This window comes from Glutamicibacter ardleyensis (assembly GCF_014644555.1).
GTDB classification, from domain to species: Bacteria; Actinomycetota; Actinomycetes; order Actinomycetales; family Micrococcaceae; genus Glutamicibacter; species Glutamicibacter bergerei.
The window spans coordinates 618814-634616 of the sequence record NZ_BMKX01000002.1 but is presented as its reverse complement, the minus strand read 5'-3'; the positions used below and the strand labels follow the sequence as shown (position 1 = coordinate 634616).

The following is a 15803-nucleotide window of genomic DNA, read 5'->3' as shown; positions in this document are numbered from 1 at the left end:
GCTTATGGACTCCGTAGATAGTTCCACCCCCGAGAATTCGACGATCTACCCGGCGCAGTTTCCGGCCGGTTCGCTGGCCCCCGAGCCACGCACGCTGATCGAGATCTTGCAGGCCACCGCGCAGGCCCATCCCGACGCGCCGGCCATTGACGACGGCTCACACATCGAAAGTTACACCGAGCTGATCGAAGAGGTTAAGACCAAAGCGCTACGCCTGCATCAGTCGGGCCTCGGCGCCGGGGACCGGATTGGCGTGCGTGTCACCTCCGGGACCGCCGCGCTCTACGAGTGGATCTTGGCGATCCTCTGGGTGGGTGCCGCCTACGTTCCGGTGGATGCCGACGATCCCGACGAGCGCGCCAAAACCGTGTTTGACGAGGCCCAGGTGGCCGGTTTCATCTCCGGCACCGATCAGCTCACCGTGATCGACCCGCTGCGTGCGACCCCCTTCCCCAACCCACGCGCCCCACGCCTTGGCGACGACGCGTGGATCATCTTCACCTCCGGGTCCACCGGCAAACCCAAGGGTGTTGCCGTCACGCACCGCTCCGCGGCCGCCTTTGTCGACGCCGAGGCGCAAATGTTCTTGCCCGCCGACCCGCTGAACACCAGCGACCGGGTGCTCGCCGGACTCTCGGTGGCCTTCGACGCCTCCTGCGAGGAAATGTGGATCGCCTGGCGCAACGGCTCCTGCCTGGTTCCGGCCCCGCGCGCGCTGGTGCGCAGCGGCATGGACTTGGGCCCCTGGCTGATCTCCCGTTCGATCACCGCGGTATCCACCGTGCCCACGCTGGCCGCGCTCTGGCCGGCCCAAGCGCTGGATTCGGTACGTCTGCTGATCTTCGGCGGGGAGGCCTGCCCGCCGGAACTTGCCGCACGCCTGGCCACCGATAGCCGCGAGCTGTGGAACACCTACGGTCCGACCGAAGCCACCGTGGTGGCCTGCGGCGCGACCATGGACGGCAGCTTGCCGGTGCGTATCGGCCTGCCGCTAGCCGGCTGGGATCTAGCAGTAGTGGACCCCGAAGGTATCCCGGTGTCCGAGGGGGAATCCGGTGAACTGATCATCGGCGGCGTGGGCCTGGCCCGCTATCTGGATCCGGAAAAAGAAGCGGAAAAGTATGCGCCGATGCCCACCTTGGGCTGGGACCGCGCCTACCGCTCGGGCGACATGGTGATCAACGACCCGCTGGGGTTGGTGTTCATCGGGCGCGTGGATGACCAGGTGAAAATCGGCGGGCGGCGCATTGAACTGGGCGAAATCGACGCCGCACTGGCTTCGCTCGAAGGCGTGTCCAACGCCGCGGTGGCGGTGCGCGAAACCAATACCGGCAACAAGATGCTGGTCGGTTATCTCGCCGCAGCCGCAGATTACGATCTGAGCGCGGCACGCACCGCACTGCTCGAAGATTTACCGGCGGCGATGGTGCCGCTGTTAACCCTGGTGGACACCATGCCGATGAAAACCAGTGGCAAGGTGGACCGCAATGCCTTGCCTTGGCCGTTGGCAGGCGCCGGGGAGCAGAGCGAAGAGGAACTACACGGGCTAGACGAGACCGGGCAGTTTGTGGCCGACGCGTGGCAGGGCGCGTTGGGCGCGCCGGTGTCCAGCGCGGACGCCGACTTCTTCGGTTCCGGCGGCGGCTCGCTCTCGGCGGCCCAATTGGTCTCCGCGCTACGCTCTCGCTACCCGGACCTGACGGTTGCCGAACTTTACGACTACCCCCGCTTTGGCGCGTTGGTGGAATACCTCGGCGGGCAGCAGATCAACGACGAGGTCATCGAACCTCGCATCGTCAAGCGCACTCGGCGCATCACCCAAATCACCCAGACCCTGCTCGCGGTGCCGTTGTTCATCCTTTCCGGCTTGCGCTGGTTCACCTACCTGATGCTCGGGCATTGGTTCCTGCTCAGCGTGGGAATTCTCGAAGCCCAGTTGCCGATCCCGTGGTACTCGATTCTGGCCTCCTGGCTGATCTTCGTCACCCCGGCCGGGCGCATGTGCCTGTCGATCGTGGCCAGCAAGCTCTTGCTGCGCGGCCTGACACCGGGAACCTATCAGCGTTCGGGCTCGATGCACCTGCGTCTGTGGCTGGCACAGCACATTTCCGACGTGGTGGACCCGATTTCCCTGGCCAGCGCGCCACTGTTGCCTTGGTATGCCCGCATGCTCGGTGCGGATATCGACAAAACCGCCACCATGCACACCCTGCCGCCGGTCACCGGAATGCTGACCGTCGGACCGGGCGCCACCTTGGAACCCGAGGTCGACGTCTCCGGCTACTGGATCGACGGTGACAAGGTACATGTGGGCCACGTGAGCGTCGGAGACTTCGCCTCCGTCGGCGCCCGCACCACCCTGGTTCCCGGCGCCGTGGTTGCACCGCACACCATCGTGGAAGCCGGCTCCGCCATCTACGGTGAAACCCGCGAGAACTCGCGCTATGCAGGATCCCCGGCCGCCCGCGAGGGACGCGCCAAACCACGCTGGCCCGAGCAAATTCCTTCGTATCGCCTCCTTCCGCGCGTGCTGGGTGCTCTCGGTTCGGTTTTGCTGAACCTCTTGCAGTGGTTGCCGGTGGTTTTGGCCGTGTTGGCGGTCACTCCGTTGCTGCGTGCCGAAGATTCGCTGACGTCGATCGGCTGGAAATTCATTCCGGCGGTGTTGCTGGCCGCCCTGGTGTGGTTCCTGTCCATGATGGCGCTGATCGTTATCGAGGTGCGGTTGCTGTCCATCGGTCTCGTCGAGGGCTGGCACCCGGTGACCTCCAGGGTCGGTTGGCAGGCGTGGGCGACCGAACGCGTGCTGGATACCGCCCGCGATGTGCTCTTCCCGCTCTACGCTTCATTGTTCACCCCGGTATGGTTGCGGTTGCTCGGTGCGAAGGTCGGACGCGATGTGGAGATTTCCACGGTGCTGCTGATCCCGAAGATGACTACCATCGCCTCGGGCGCGTTTCTGGCCGATGACACCATGGTCGCCTCCTATGAGCTGGGCGGCGGATGGATGCACATCGCCCCGGTGCGTGTGGGCAAAAAAGCCTTCCTGGGTAACTCCGGCATCTTGCATGCCGGGCGACGAGTGCCTAAGCGCTCGCTGATCGCGGTGCTTTCGGCCACCCCACGCAAGATGAAGGCCGGCACCTCCTGGATCGGTTCTCCCCCACATAAGCTGCGCCGCACCACCGTGGACGCCGAATCTGAGCGCACCTATCAGCCGCCGATGAAGCTAAAAGTCATGCGCGCGCTGTGGGAGCTGACCCGCGCTCTGGCCGTATTCACCACCGTGGGCATCGCCGGCGGTGTGTTGTGGGCGCTGTCCGCGCTGGCCACCCACGTGAACCCGCTTACCGCGGCGCTGCTCTCCGGAGCGGTGCTGGTGGTGGCCGGAGCGGTGGCCGCACTGACCGCGCTGGCCGCCAAATGGCTGGTGGTCGGGGTGATTCGCCCGGGCGAGCACACACTGTGGAGCTCGTTCATCTGGCGCACCGAAATGGTTGACTCATTTGTCGAACTGGTCTGCGCCCAGTGGTTTGCGCGCCTGGCCTCCGGCACCCCGGCGCTGGTCTGGTTCCTGCGTGCCCAGGGCGCCAAGATCGGGCATGGGGTATGGTGCGAAAGTTACTGGTTCCCCGAGGCGGACCTGGTCACCTTGGAGGATCACGCCACGGTGAACCGCGGCTGTGTGTTGCAAACCCACCTCTTCCACGACCGCATCATGTCCATCGACACGGTCACCCTGGGTGCCGGCGGTACGCTTGGCCCGCATAGCGTGATCCTGCCCGCCGCGGTTATTTCCGAGGGCACCACCGCAGGGCCGGCCTCGCTGATCCTGCGCGGTGAACGACTGCCGGCCAATACCTACTGGCGTGGCAATCCGGCGGTACGCTGGAACATCACCACCGATCAGCCCGTGAAAGCCTAGAGGACCGCACCGCATGCCGCAGCAGCTAGATGACTACACCAAACACCACGGTTCCGAGCAGTACACCGTGGAGCACTATGACCTGGAGCTCAAGTGCAAGCTGGCCAGCAACCTGCTCGAAGGCAAGGCCGTGTTGCACATCCGCGCACTGGTCGACCTCGATGTGGTGCGGCTAAACCTGCATGGGTTGCGCGTGCTTAAGGCCACCTGCCAGGGCAAAAAGCTTGCGGCCACCAAAAGACACCACCGTATCGAGGTGAAGCTGCCCGCAATGCTGCCCGCCGGCGAACAGGTGGAACTGGCGCTGCGTTATGCCGGAAACCCGGGGGTGGATAACGGGATGTGGGGAGAGGTCGGCTGGGAGGAACTAACCGACGGGGTGCTGATTTCTGGTCAACCCACCGGGGCGGCCACCTGGTTCCCCTGCAACGATCATCCCAGCCACAAGTCCAGCTACCGTTTTTCGATCACCACCGATGCCGGCTACCGGGCGGTGGCCAATGGCGAACAGGTCAGCTACTCCCGGGCCGCGAGCGCGGACACCTGGGTCTACGAACAGCGTGAACCGATCGCCAGCTACATGGCGACCGTGCAGATCGGACGCTACAGCGAAATCCCGTTTGATACCGAAGGCCACCTGCTGGCCTACGCGGTGCCCGGCATGGATTTGGCGGTGCGTGGCGCCTTTGCCAAGCAGGGCGAGATGGCCGAGGTTTTTGAACGGCATTTTGGCCCCTACCCGTATGCCAGCTACAAGATTGTGGTGGTCGACGACGAGCTGGAAATCCCGTTAGAGGCCGCCGGGCTGAGCATTTTTGGGCGCAACCACCTATCCCTTGACTGGGAGGCACAACGGCTGATCGCGCACGAATTTTCGCACCAATGGTGGGGTAATTCGCTGACCTTAAAACGTTGGACAGACATCTGGTTGCATGAGGGGTTCGCCTGCTTCAGCGAATGGTTGTATTCCGAGTCTGCCGGGCTGCTCTCGCTGGCCGATCGGGCCCGAGCGGCTTGGGAAAAGCTCGAGCAGTCCGCGCAGGACCTGGTTATCGGCGCCCCGGGGCCCGAGCTGATGTTCGATGACCGGGTATACAAACGCGGCGCGCTGGCGTTGTTCGCGCTGCTGGGCGAAGTGGGCGCCGAAGCCTTCTACGCGATGCTCAAGGAATGGGTCGCCACCCACGCCCATGGGCATGTGGACACCGCCGCGTTCCTCGCGCACGCCCAAGGGTTCGCGCCAGGCACGCTTGATGTCGCCGCGCTGTTGGAGCCCTGGCTCTACGAACAGGCATTGCCGGCCTTCCCGCGCTAGCGCACCTCCCACCACGGGTGCCACGTGGCGCAGGCTATACGTCATAAACGCCTAAGTCAATGAACGGTTAGCCAATTGTTCATGAGGTGTTCACCTGGCAAAAATACACTGGAGTCATGACGGTTGAACTCCCCCTGCTTGAAGATGCATTTCGCGGCTACCACGTGCTGGACAACGACGACGATGACCCGGTGCTGGTGCGCGCGGACGGCTCCATCGTGGACACCTGGCGCGAGGACTACCCCTACGACGCCAAAATGGAGCGGGCGGCCTACGATACGCAGAAGCGTGCGCTACAGATCGAACTGCTCAAGCTGCAAAAGTGGCTCAAGGCGCACGATCGACGGCTGATGATCGTCTTCGAGGGACGCGACGCGGCCGGCAAAGGCGGCACGATCAAGCGCTTCACCGAACACCTGAACCCGCGTGGGGCACGCGTCGTCGCCCTGGAAAAGCCGACCGAGCGCGAATCCACCCAGTGGTATTACCAGCGCTACATCGAACACTTTCCGGCCGCCGGGGAGATCGTGCTCTTCGACAGGTCCTGGTATAACCGTGCCGGGGTGGAGCGCGCGATGGGGTTCTGCAGCGAAAATCAGGTCGAGCACTTTTTGGAGCAGACCCCGCACTTCGAGCGGCTGCTGGTGGAGGAGGGCATCGACCTGGTGAAATTCTGGTTCTCCGTCTCCGCCGCCGAACAGTTCACCCGCTTCCTCATTCGCCGCATCGACCCGGTGCGCCAGTGGAAGCTCTCCCCCATGGATCTGGCCTCGCTGGACAAGTGGGATGACTACACGGCCGCGAAAAAACAGATGTTCCTGAAGACCGACACCGAGCATGCCCCATGGACGGTAGTGAAGTCCAACGACAAGAAGCGTGCCCGGCTGCAGGCCATGCGCCACGTGCTGAGCCGCTTCGAGTACAAGGGTAAGGACCACGCGCTGGTCGGCACCCCCGATCCGCAGATCGTCGGGCGGGCTGCGAAGGTCATCAGCCACGGCGAAGAGTTCTAGTCCTGCCCTTCACGCCACTCGCCTCTCTTGCAGCTCGGTGGCGCCCGGCACTACGCTGGGGCAACCGATACGCTCCGGCGTTGCCCCTGGGACGGCCTGACCTCTGGCGACGCTACCTCGAAGCGGTGCGCGAATTCTGGAGGAAAAAACATGGCGGAACCAAAGACATCACAATCCGAGGCGCGACCGGCGACAGCGCCCGCGCCCTACATCCTTTTTCCGGGCACCGCCGCCCACGCGTTGGAACACTACCAACATATTTTTGGCGGAACGCTCGCGCTCTTTAGCTATGCAGAATTTGCGCGCACCGACGGGCCTGGCGAGCACATCGCCCACGGCATGCTGCGCGGGAGGCTCACCCTGTACGCGGCCGATGCCGCACCGAGCGAAGAAGCGGTGTCCACACAAGGGTTAATGCTCAGCCTGCTGGGCACGGCGGCACCCGAAATACTGCACACTTGGTTCGACCAGCTCGCCGAGGGCGGCACGGTACTTGATCCGCTGGCGCGCAAACCATGGGGCGCCAGCGACGGGCAGGTGCGTGATCGTTTTGGGGTGCACTGGCTCATCGGCTACGAACCGGAACAGTACAACAAACCAACGTGAGCGCGGTGAGGCCAAGGTCCTGCTGTGGAGCCTAGTTCGGAGTCGAACACCGGGATAAAGTGTTCTACCAGGGGACAAGGATCGGAAAAATGGTGCAGCGCCTGCTTCCAGCGCACCGGCAGGATAGCGTGTTCCACGATCATGGTTTTGCGTTCGCTGCTAGGGTCCGCTCGGGCGCCCGGGCAGCGGGTCCGCGGGCGGTTCGCTGAATTCCACGCTCGGGGTCGGCGGCTCTTCCAGATGTGTGCCGGCGCCGCGCTGGATTAGATTTACCGCGCCCATCGCCAAGAACACCGCCACCGCTACCGCGAGGGCTCCAAGCACCACAATAAGCAGCACCGCGCCAAGTCGCGCGGCGATCCGTGAACCCATGGCGTGCCCCCGAGGTAAGTTGTGTGGAGCTTAATTCTACCGCGCGCCTGCAGGCGCTGGCAGATGCATGCAGGACAAAACCAACGCCCCGGGGTATTCCGCGTGATTGCAGATACCTCGGGGCGTTGGTTGCCCGACGCGAAGCGCCGATTGGCATGGTTTAGCGCTGGGTGGCGCCGAACTTCTCGGTGGCCAGAGCTACCGCGGCGGCCCGCGCCTCGGAGGCTTCATCGGCGGTCAGCGTGCGGTCCGCGGCGCGGAAACGCAAACCGAAGGCCAACGACTTCTTGCCCTCTTCGATGCCCTTGCCCTGATACACATCAAACAAGGTGATGTCTTCGAGCAGTGCGCCGGCACCCTCGCGCAGGGTGTCAAGCACGTGACCGGCAACAACGTGTTGATCAACGACCAAGGCAACATCCTGGGTAGCCAGCGGCTGGGTGGACAGTGACTGCGCCACGACCACCTGCGGAGCGGCAGCCATCAGTTCAGCAGCGTTCAGCTCCATTGCCACGGTGCGCGGCGGCAGATCGGCGTCCTTGAGCAGCGCCGGGTGCAGCTCGCCGGCGTAGCCAACCACTTCGCCAGCAACCTTCAGTGTGGCGGCGCGGCCCGGGTGGAAGGCCTGATGATCGCCCTGAGCAACCTCCAGGTCAACACCAAGGATGTCCGCGACGGTGCGTGCGGCATCCAGTGCGTCGGCCCAGTCCCAGGCACGCGGCGCGAACCCGGCGGCGGCCGAAGCCTCGTGGCCGGTGAAGACCGCGGCTAGCTGCCATGGCTGGTTGGGGACACCGTTGTACAGGTCCGCTAGCACCTCATCGCTTGGCTTAACGCCCAGCGGAGGGAGGAACGCCGAACCGAGCTGATCGCCTGGCAGGAACACCAGACCGCCCTCGTACAAGGCCAGATCGCGGAAGCCACGGCCGATATTGCGTCGTGCGGTGTCCAGCAGACCCGGCAGCAGGCTGGTTCGCAGGAAACGGAATTCCTTGGAGATCGGGTTGGCCAGCGACACGGCCTTCACCGTGGCGCCAGCTTCCGGAGTGCCGAACATGTTGTTCTGCGCTTCGGAAACGAACGGGTAGGTCAAGACCTCGGTCAGGCCAGCATCGGCCAGGCCCTGCAAGAGGCGCCGGCGCTGGGACTGGGTCCGGGTCAGGCCGCGCCCTGGTGGGGCCACCGGCAAGGTGGCCGGGATCTGGTCGTAGCCAACCACGCGGGCTACTTCCTCAACCAGGTCTTCCTTGATCTCTAGGTCCGGGCGCCAGCTTGGTGCGCTAACCAAAAAGCCCTCGGCGTTTTGCGCGACGGTTGCACCAATTCCCTGTAGCGCGGTAATGGTCTGCTCGTCGGTGTACTCCACGCCGATCAGTGCCCCGGCGAAACCGGCTGGCAACTGGATCTGGGTGTCGGCCGGAACAACGCCTGCGTCGGTGACCTTGCTGGTCTCGGTGCCACCGGCCAGCTCAACGAGCAGATTCACCGCACGCTGCGCGGCGATGTCCATGATGTGTGGGTCAACCCCACGCTCAAAACGCTTGGAGGCCTCCGAAGGCAGCTTGTGGCGGCGACGGGATCGTCCGACGGACACTGCGTCGAAGTGTGCAGCCTCGATCAGCACGGTGCTGGTGGACGGACCGACCTCGGTCGCCGCGCCACCCATGACGCCAGCAATACCAATAGCGCCTGACTCGTCGGTAATCAGCAGGTCCTCAACCGACAGCTCGCGGCTCTTTTCATCGAGCGTGGTGAGCTTTTCTCCGGCGGCCGCACGACGCACGGTGATCGCACCGGTGAGCTTGTCCGCATCGTAGAAGTGCAGTGGTGCGCCAAGCTCGAGCATCACGTAGTTGGAGATGTCGACAACCAGCGAGATCGAGCGCATGCCTGCCAGCTGCAGGCGCGAGGCCATCCAGCGTGGGGTGGGCAGCGATGGGTTGATGCCGGTGACTTCGCGAGTGACAAAACGCGTGCAACCGGGCACGTCGTAGATGGGTGCGTCGTCGGACAGGATGACCTGGTGTCCGGCTTCGGTTGCCTCGGTGACGGAAATGGTGGTTGCCGGATCGGTGAAGGAGGTGCCGGTGGCCAGCGCGTATTCGCGGGCTACGCCGCGGATCGAGAAGCAGTAGCCGCGGTCCGGGGTCACGTTGATCTCCGCGGCCTGATCGTTCAGTCCGAAAAGCTCAAAGACGTCGGTGCCCACTTCTGGGTCTAGTCCGTAGTTGGAGAGCACCATGATGCCGTCGTGGTCTTCGCCGATGCCCAGCTCGCGGGAGGAGGCGATCATGCCGGCAGAAACATGTCCGTAGGTTTTGCGCGGGGTGATCTTAAAGTCCCCTGGCAGCACGGCGCCGGGCAGGGTGACAACAACCTTGTCACCCTCCACGAAGTTGTGTGCGCCGCAGATGATGCCCTGCACGCCGCCCGGTTCGATGCCCTTACCGGTCAGCGTCTGCTCGGTACCTTCGGGCACCACGCGGACCTGGCACCAGTTGATGGTTTTGCCGTTGGTTTGTTCTTCCTTCACCAACGAGAGCACCTGACCGACGACGATCGGGCCCGAGAGCGTATCGGAGGGACGGTGCACGTCCTCTTCTTCCAAACCGACCTTCACCAGATCGGCCATCAAGTCTTCGGCGCTCGCATCGGCCGGAAGCTGCGTGTATTCGCGCAGCCATGAAAGTGGAATACGCATAACTTAAATCTCCATCCCGAAGTGCTGGCTGAAACGAATGTCGCCCTCGATCATGTCGTGCATGTCGGGAACGTCGTTGCGGAACATCAGTGTGCGCTCGATGCCCATGCCGAAGGCGAATCCGGAGTATTCTTCCGGGTCGATCCCGGCGGCGCGCAGCACGTTCGGGTTGATCATGCCGCAGCCACCCCACTCGATCCAGCGCGGGCCGCCCTTGGCACCGGGGTGCCAGATGTCCAGCTCGGCGCTTGGCTCGGTGAACGGGAAGTAGGCCGGGCGCAGACGGATCTGTGCATCTTTGCCGAACATCTGGCGGGCGAAGTGCTCCAGTGTGCCGCGCAGATCGGCCATGGTCAGGCCCTTATCCACGGCGAGACCCTCAAACTGGTGGAAGACCGGGGTGTGAGTGGCGTCCAGCTCATCGGTGCGGAAGGTACGGCCCGGGCAGAGCACGTAGACCGGCACCTCACGCTGCAGCATCGAACGCACCTGCACCGGGGAGGTGTGGGTACGCAACACCAGGTGCGCGTCGGCCGGCTCGATGAAGAAGGTGTCCTGCATTTCGCGGGCCGGGTGGTCCGGCTTAAAGTTCAGTGCGTCGAAGTTGAACCACTCGGATTCGACCTCGGGGCCTTCGGCGATTTCCCAGCCCATGCCGACAAAGATGTCGGACACGCGGTCCTGCAATACCGACAGTGGGTGGCGAGCACCGACGCGGCGACGGCGCGGAGCCGCGGTGACGTCGACGGTCTCTTCTTCCAAGATGCGCGCGGCCTCGGCCTCTTCAAGCACTACCGTGCGGGCGGCCAACGCCTTGTTCACGCGTCCGCGGGCGCCACCGACGAGCTTGCCGGCCACCGCCTTCTCGGACTTGTCCAACTTGCCGATCTGGCGGTTGGCCAGCGACAGCGCGGACTTCTCGCCGGTGTGGGCGAGTCGTGCATCTTTTAGTTCAGTCAGGTCGCCAGCGGATTCGATGGCTGCCAGTGCAGCTTGAACCGCGGCGTTGATGCCTGCTTCATCTGTCGGATGCGGTGCGTTGAGCTCCGCTTCCGTTGCCTCTTGGATTGTCTGATCAGACATGGGATCGATCGATCCTTCTCTTATCTCGTGGAACTATTAGTCCCTATTCTATTAGCTAAGGCCCGTCAACGTTTCAACGATGACGGGCCCAGGCCGTGAAGAAGCTAACGATTCCCTTAGTGAGCGGCTGAATCCTTGGCTGACTTCGGTGCAAATGCGAAAACGAGGATCATTGCTAGCACCAGTAGAGCGCCACCAAAAACTAACGAGTAGAACATCGTGTAGTTTGCTGCCCCGGTAGCCTTGTACTCGTTTGCACCGGCAATCATGTCGAAGGTGACGGTGTGGTGATCAACCTCGCCGGCGGAGTGGGTGAGCACCTTACCCGGGAAGCTGACCTGCAAGTTTGCCTCGGTGAACTGCTCGTTGACCGCGACTTCACCTGCGCCTGGCATCGAGAATCCGAATTCGCCGTCCTGATCGGACAGGGTAATTGGGAAGCCGAAGAGCATAAAGGCGTCCTGTAGCTGGACAAAGTTCATCTTGCCGATGGTTTCAAAGCGCAGACCGACGTTTTCCCCATCGTCGATGGTGGTGTAGCTCCACTGTCCGCCCAGAATGTTATCCAGCTCGTCGGTGTTCATCTGCGTAGCCAGCACGTCCTCGAATTTCTGGCCCTGCAGGTTTTCCTGATGAGTGGTGAGCTGCAATGCACCGGTAGCCTGATCGGCACCGGTCACGTTGACCTCAGCGTTCATGTTGACGCAGCCCGATAGGGCCAGCATTGCGGTAAAGACCAGCGCGAGAACGCCAAGAAGTCTCTTCACTCGGATTACTCCTAAAAATTTTGTGGGTTGGTTACGGGTTGCCGATTCCAGGCACTATGACCAGCTTACGCGGTTGAGCAGGTAGACCCCGCATGAGCTTGGGCCAGACAGGCAGTCACAATCGGGGCGTCGGCCTCGATCCACGGCACTACTGTGCCCAAGGAATCATCGAGGCCTAGCCAGGCCAATTGGTCGTGTCCATCGAGCGTGTCGGGCGTTCCCTCGCTGATCGTGGCGAACCAGACGCGCATTGCTGCCCGCTCATTGAGCACCCAGCCCTGGGCATGCGGCCCGATGATTTCTGCGCCGAGATTCAGCTGTACGCCAAGTTCCTCACGCAGTTCGCGGTGTACCGCATCGATCTGCGACTCCCCCGGTTCGACCTTGCCACCGGGAAATTCCCAGAGCCCGGCCAGTTCAACCGGACGATTACGACGGGCTGCCAACATCTTGGTGGGTGATTCAAAACTGTCGATGATCGCTACCGCGACGATTTGTTTGAGCTGCATCGGGCGACACCTATCGCTGGGCGCGAGCCGACGCGTAGAGGCACACCGTCGCGGCGGTGCTCACGTTCAGTGATTCGGCCACCCCGTAGAGCGGTACCGCGACGTTGAACTGTGCCAGCGCCTTCTCTTGTTCGCTCAAGCCCTGGCCCTCATTGCCGAAAAGCCAGATCGTGGGTCGTTCCAGTGCTGGCTCTTCTGCGCTCACGGACTCCAGTGCACCAGCGCGTAATACTGCGCTATCTTGCAGCGTGTCCAGGTTGTGTTCGGCATAGCCATCGGCCGACAAAATTTGGAAGGAAACTTCGGCACTATTAATATCAGCCACAACCTGTGCGAGGTCTACGTCGCTGAGCACTGGCAGGTGGAAGAGTGAGCCGGCGGTGGAGCGGACGGCTTTGGGATTATAGATATCGACGCTGTCCTTGGTGATAATCACCGCGTCGGCTCCGGCGGCATCGGCGGCGCGCAAGATGGTGCCGGCATTACCCGGATCCTGAATGCGGCACAGCACGGCGATCAATTTCGGTTTGGTGGCCAGTACTTCGAAAAGCTGCGGCTGGGACATGGCAACGACGGCGAGGATACCCTGAGGGTTCTTTGTGTCTGCCATGGCGGAAATGACATCGCCAGTGACAAAGAAGGTGTGGATGTTGCCCGCCTCGAGCAAAGTCGAAAATTCCTCATGACTTTCCAAGAATCCGGGCACCACGTAGACCTCTTGAACCAGCTGGTCGTTACTTTGGTGGGCGAGCAGTGCTTCGCGCACAGCTTGCGGACCTTCGGCGAGGAATTCGCCGGTTGCTTCCCGCCCCTTACGGTGGGCTAGCCGGGCTACTGCCTTCACTCGGTCGGCGCGTGGATTGGACATCACATCATTGGAGAAGCTGGTCATATAACGAGAATACCGGTAGAAACACCGAAGGGTGGGCTCCGCACTATGTGCGGTGCCCACCCTTCGGTGTGATCTGTCCTACCTGAGGCTTAGCTCAAAGGGAGAAACGGATTTACTTCATCTGCTGGCGGGATTCTCCACCAGCTGGCTCGAAGCCTGCAGCCTTAGCAGCGTCGGTCGAGTTGAACCAGAACTCGGCTTCGGTCTGCTCGTACCAGGTGGAACCTGGAACGTGGTACTTGTTCGAACCGGCGTTGCCCTTGATGACGAAGCCTTCTGGTGCGTCTTCGCCCTCAACGGCCTTGACTACGCCTTCGCCTTCGACGGACTTAGCTGCTGGTGCAGCAGCCTTAGGAGCCTTAGCTGCCTTTGGAGCAACTGCTACTTCAGCGTTACGTGGTGCGTTGACGTCTGCTGGAAGAGCGTCCTTAGCAACCTTAACCAAGGTAGCGAAAGCGTTCGAATCCGAAACAGCAAGCTCGGAAAGCATACGACGGTCAACCTCGACCTCAGCGGCCTTCAGGCCCTGGATCAAGCGGTTGTAGGTCAGACCGTTAGCGCGGGATGCGGCGTTGATACGCTGGATCCACAGGCGACGGAAGTCACCCTTGCGCTTGCGACGGTCATTGAAGCTGTAAACGTACGAGTGGAGCAACTGCTCCTTGGCCTTACGGTACAGGCGCGAACGCTGACCGCGGTAACCCTTTGCGCGTTCCAGAACGACGCGACGCTTCTTATGGGCGTTTACTGCCCGCTTCACACGTGCCACGTGTGTACTCCTTCAAGTCAGTTCCTCCCATCGGGCTTACCCGATGAAAGTGAAATCTATGGTTGTTGGGGTGGTGCTTCCCCGAATTGCGAAAAGGGAGAGCTTAGATGCCCAACATCCGCTTGATGGTCTTAACATCGGCCTTAGCGACCAACTGGTCAGAAGCCAGGCGGCGAGTAACGCGCGAGGACTTGTGCTCCAGGTAGTGACGACGGTTAGCCTGCTGGCGCTTGAGCTTGCCGCTACCAGTCAGCTTGAAGCGCTTCTTGGCGCCACTGTGAGTCTTGAACTTCGGCATAGCTGCCGTTCTCCTAACGTGCTCCACATAAATCGTTAGATCTGTGGGGATCATCCGAAGCGGACCCTCTTGGCAAGGTGACCGCTGCTGTTCTCTTGATAGTTGGAACTTCTCAAGGAAGCTCCTTCATCGTTTCCGATGACGGGCCCGAAGGCCCAACAGACTTGGGCTAAGCTTCGTCTTCAGCTACGTTGCGAGCCTGCTCCAGCTTGGCACGAGCATCGTCGTCCATCGCAGCTGCGACGTTCTGACCCTCGGTTTCATCTGGGGCGTCGGTGCGGATCTTGCGCTTCGCGCTATCCCGGCCACCGGACTTCTGCTGTTGCTGCTGTTCGCGGCGAGCTTCTGCCTTGTTCTTCAGCGGACCTACCACCATGACCATGTTTCGGCCATCGATGCGAGGCGTGGACTCTACAAGTCCTACCTCAGCGACGTCTGCTGCAAATTTTTCGAGCAAGCGAATGCCCATTTCTGGACGCTGCTGTTCACGACCGCGGAACTGGATCATGGCCTTAACCTTGTCGCCTGCGCCTAAGAAGCGTAGTGCGTGGCCGACCTTGGTCTCGTAGTCGTGAGTATCGATCTTCAGACGGAAGCGAACTTCCTTCAGGATCGTGTTGGTCTGGTTCTTACGAGCTTCACGAGCCTTGACTGCAGCTTCGTACTTAAACTTGCCGAAGTCCATCAGCTTGCATACAGGAGGCTTGGCGGTCGGTGCGACCTCAACCAAGTCCAGATCGGACTCGACAGCTAGACGGAGTGCGTCCTCAATACGGACAATTCCTACTTGCTCACCATTGGGTCCGACGAGACGTACCTCTGGCACGCGAATGCGCTCATTAATGCGTGGATCGCTGATGTGTCACTCCTGATTTTCGTAAGTCACTTACTCGCAAACAAAGAAGGCCTCCGTCTGCGAGGTGCAGGCGAAGGCCAAAACATAGACGACATAATAGTTAAACGAATCTCATCGCAAAACTATTTCGGGATACCGCGAGGTATCCTGCCGAATGACCCGGAAGCCTCAACGGCTACAGCGGGTGGGAGTTGGCCTCCACTTGCATGGCTCAACACTGATCTCTTGTGGACATCATCCGGATACCGGACGCTCTCAAGTACCTGTATTGAGTCAGTCTATGACAAGCTTAGCAGTATGAGTACCGAAGACACCAACTCGCAGCAGGAAGCCGTCGCACAGCAGATGCGCGACATCGCCGAAGTTCCAGCAGTAGAAATCGTCACCACCGCAGCGGTCCACCTAATGAGCGCAGCAGCGGTCAAATGTGGACTGGCAGAGGGCGAAGATGCCAATGAGCTGAAGGATCTTGATGAAGCTCGCAAACTAATTACGGCGCTAGCTGGCCTAGTCACCGCCGGCGCACCGGAGATTGGCTCGCAGCATGCAGCTCCTTTGCGTGATGGTTTGCGTAGCTTGCAGCTAGCCTTCCGCGAAGCCTCGTTGATCCCCGACCAGCCAGGTAAGGGCCCGGGCGAAAAGTACACCGGTCCGGTCAACTAGCCTTTATTACACAAAATTTAAGAGATTAACGTCA

The 15803-nt window shown here is 61.8% G+C and carries 14 protein-coding genes; 5 read left to right on the top strand and 9 right to left on the bottom strand.

Going from position 1 to position 15803, the window contains the following annotated elements; genetic code table 11:
* The first annotated feature begins 4 nt into the window (after window positions 1-4).
* From IEX04_RS07645 to IEX04_RS07630, 4 genes are all read left to right on the top strand, one after another.
* Window positions 5-3925 carry a Pls/PosA family non-ribosomal peptide synthetase gene (locus IEX04_RS07645; RefSeq protein ID WP_188684843.1) on the top strand — a complete coding sequence of 1307 codons (3921 nt, stop codon included), beginning with the start codon at window positions 5-7 and terminating at the stop codon, window positions 3923-3925.
* Window positions 3926-3938: 13 nt separating this feature from the next.
* Entirely contained in the window at window positions 3939-5240 is a 1302-nt protein-coding gene (locus IEX04_RS07640) for a M1 family metallopeptidase (RefSeq protein WP_188684841.1), read from the top strand.
* 116 nt (window positions 5241-5356) lie between these two features.
* Window positions 5357-6253 (top strand): polyphosphate kinase 2, encoded by an 897-nt coding sequence (gene ppk2, locus IEX04_RS07635; protein ID WP_096254535.1) that lies wholly within the window; start codon window positions 5357-5359, stop codon window positions 6251-6253.
* A gap of 150 nt (window positions 6254-6403) precedes the next feature.
* Window positions 6404-6859 (top strand): VOC family protein, encoded by a 456-nt coding sequence (locus IEX04_RS07630; protein WP_096254465.1) that lies wholly within the window; start codon window positions 6404-6406, stop codon window positions 6857-6859.
* Between the two features lie 159 nt (window positions 6860-7018).
* On the opposite strand, the gene IEX04_RS07625 is transcribed toward IEX04_RS07630, so the two are convergent.
* From IEX04_RS07625 to infC, 9 genes are all read right to left on the bottom strand, one after another.
* Window positions 7019-7231: a hypothetical protein gene (locus IEX04_RS07625; RefSeq protein WP_188684839.1), complete on the bottom strand. Its 213-nt coding sequence runs from the start codon at window positions 7229-7231 to the stop codon at window positions 7019-7021.
* A 160-nt stretch (window positions 7232-7391) separates the two neighbouring features.
* Complete coding sequence (pheT, locus tag IEX04_RS07620; protein WP_188684837.1) at window positions 7392-9932, bottom strand: phenylalanine--tRNA ligase subunit beta; 2541 nt, start codon at window positions 9930-9932, stop codon at window positions 7392-7394.
* A 3-nt stretch (window positions 9933-9935) separates the two neighbouring features.
* Window positions 9936-11015, bottom strand: a complete 1080-nt coding sequence (locus tag IEX04_RS07615; protein WP_096254468.1) for a phenylalanine--tRNA ligase subunit alpha — start codon at window positions 11013-11015, stop codon at window positions 9936-9938.
* Between the two features lie 116 nt (window positions 11016-11131).
* The gene (locus tag IEX04_RS07610; protein ID WP_096254469.1) at window positions 11132-11782 is read right to left on the bottom strand and encodes an LppM family (lipo)protein; all 651 of its coding nucleotides are present in this window, start codon (window positions 11780-11782) and stop codon (window positions 11132-11134) included.
* A gap of 65 nt (window positions 11783-11847) precedes the next feature.
* The gene (locus IEX04_RS07605) at window positions 11848-12291 is read right to left on the bottom strand and encodes a (deoxy)nucleoside triphosphate pyrophosphohydrolase (protein WP_096254470.1); all 444 of its coding nucleotides are present in this window, start codon (window positions 12289-12291) and stop codon (window positions 11848-11850) included.
* A gap of 10 nt (window positions 12292-12301) precedes the next feature.
* Window positions 12302-13159, bottom strand: a complete 858-nt coding sequence (locus tag IEX04_RS07600) for a TrmH family RNA methyltransferase (RefSeq protein WP_229677056.1) — start codon at window positions 13157-13159, stop codon at window positions 12302-12304.
* A 136-nt stretch (window positions 13160-13295) separates the two neighbouring features.
* Window positions 13296-13952 carry a 50S ribosomal protein L20, sunset domain variant gene (gene rplT / locus IEX04_RS07595; RefSeq protein ID WP_096254472.1) on the bottom strand — a complete coding sequence of 219 codons (657 nt, stop codon included), beginning with the start codon at window positions 13950-13952 and terminating at the stop codon, window positions 13296-13298.
* Between the two features lie 103 nt (window positions 13953-14055).
* On the bottom strand, window positions 14056-14250 hold the full coding sequence (gene rpmI / locus IEX04_RS07590) for a 50S ribosomal protein L35 (RefSeq protein ID WP_096254473.1): 195 nt from the start codon (window positions 14248-14250) through the stop codon (window positions 14056-14058).
* Between the two features lie 169 nt (window positions 14251-14419).
* Complete coding sequence (gene infC / locus IEX04_RS07585; RefSeq protein ID WP_229677055.1) at window positions 14420-15076, bottom strand: translation initiation factor IF-3; 657 nt, start codon at window positions 15074-15076, stop codon at window positions 14420-14422.
* Window positions 15077-15403: 327 nt separating this feature from the next.
* On the opposite strand from infC, the gene IEX04_RS07580 reads away from it, so the two are divergent.
* Complete coding sequence (locus IEX04_RS07580) at window positions 15404-15769, top strand: DUF1844 domain-containing protein (protein ID WP_096254475.1); 366 nt, start codon at window positions 15404-15406, stop codon at window positions 15767-15769.
* Window positions 15770-15803: the final 34 nt, after the last annotated feature.

Excerpts from the sequence above, each read along its gene's own strand:
- IEX04_RS07615 (WP_096254468.1), bottom strand. The coding sequence starts at position 11,015 with ATGTCTGATCAGACAATCCAAGAGGCAACGGAAGCGGAGCTCAACGCA.
- IEX04_RS07605 (WP_096254470.1), bottom strand. The coding sequence starts at position 12,291 with ATGCAGCTCAAACAAATCGTCGCGGTAGCGATCATCGACAGTTTTGAA.
- ppk2 (WP_096254535.1), top strand. The coding sequence starts at position 5,357 with ATGACGGTTGAACTCCCCCTGCTTGAAGATGCATTTCGCGGCTACCAC.
- IEX04_RS07645 (WP_188684843.1), top strand. The coding sequence starts at position 5 with ATGGACTCCGTAGATAGTTCCACCCCCGAGAATTCGACGATCTACCCG.
- rpmI (WP_096254473.1), bottom strand. The coding sequence starts at position 14,250 with ATGCCGAAGTTCAAGACTCACAGTGGCGCCAAGAAGCGCTTCAAGCTG.
- IEX04_RS07640 (WP_188684841.1), top strand. The coding sequence starts at position 3,939 with ATGCCGCAGCAGCTAGATGACTACACCAAACACCACGGTTCCGAGCAG.
- IEX04_RS07625 (WP_188684839.1), bottom strand. The coding sequence starts at position 7,231 with ATGGGTTCACGGATCGCCGCGCGACTTGGCGCGGTGCTGCTTATTGTG.
- pheT (WP_188684837.1), bottom strand. The coding sequence starts at position 9,932 with ATGCGTATTCCACTTTCATGGCTGCGCGAATACACGCAGCTTCCGGCC.
- IEX04_RS07600 (WP_229677056.1), bottom strand. The coding sequence starts at position 13,159 with ATGTCCAATCCACGCGCCGACCGAGTGAAGGCAGTAGCCCGGCTAGCC.
- IEX04_RS07630 (WP_096254465.1), top strand. The coding sequence starts at position 6,404 with ATGGCGGAACCAAAGACATCACAATCCGAGGCGCGACCGGCGACAGCG.
- IEX04_RS07580 (WP_096254475.1), top strand. The coding sequence starts at position 15,404 with ATGAGTACCGAAGACACCAACTCGCAGCAGGAAGCCGTCGCACAGCAG.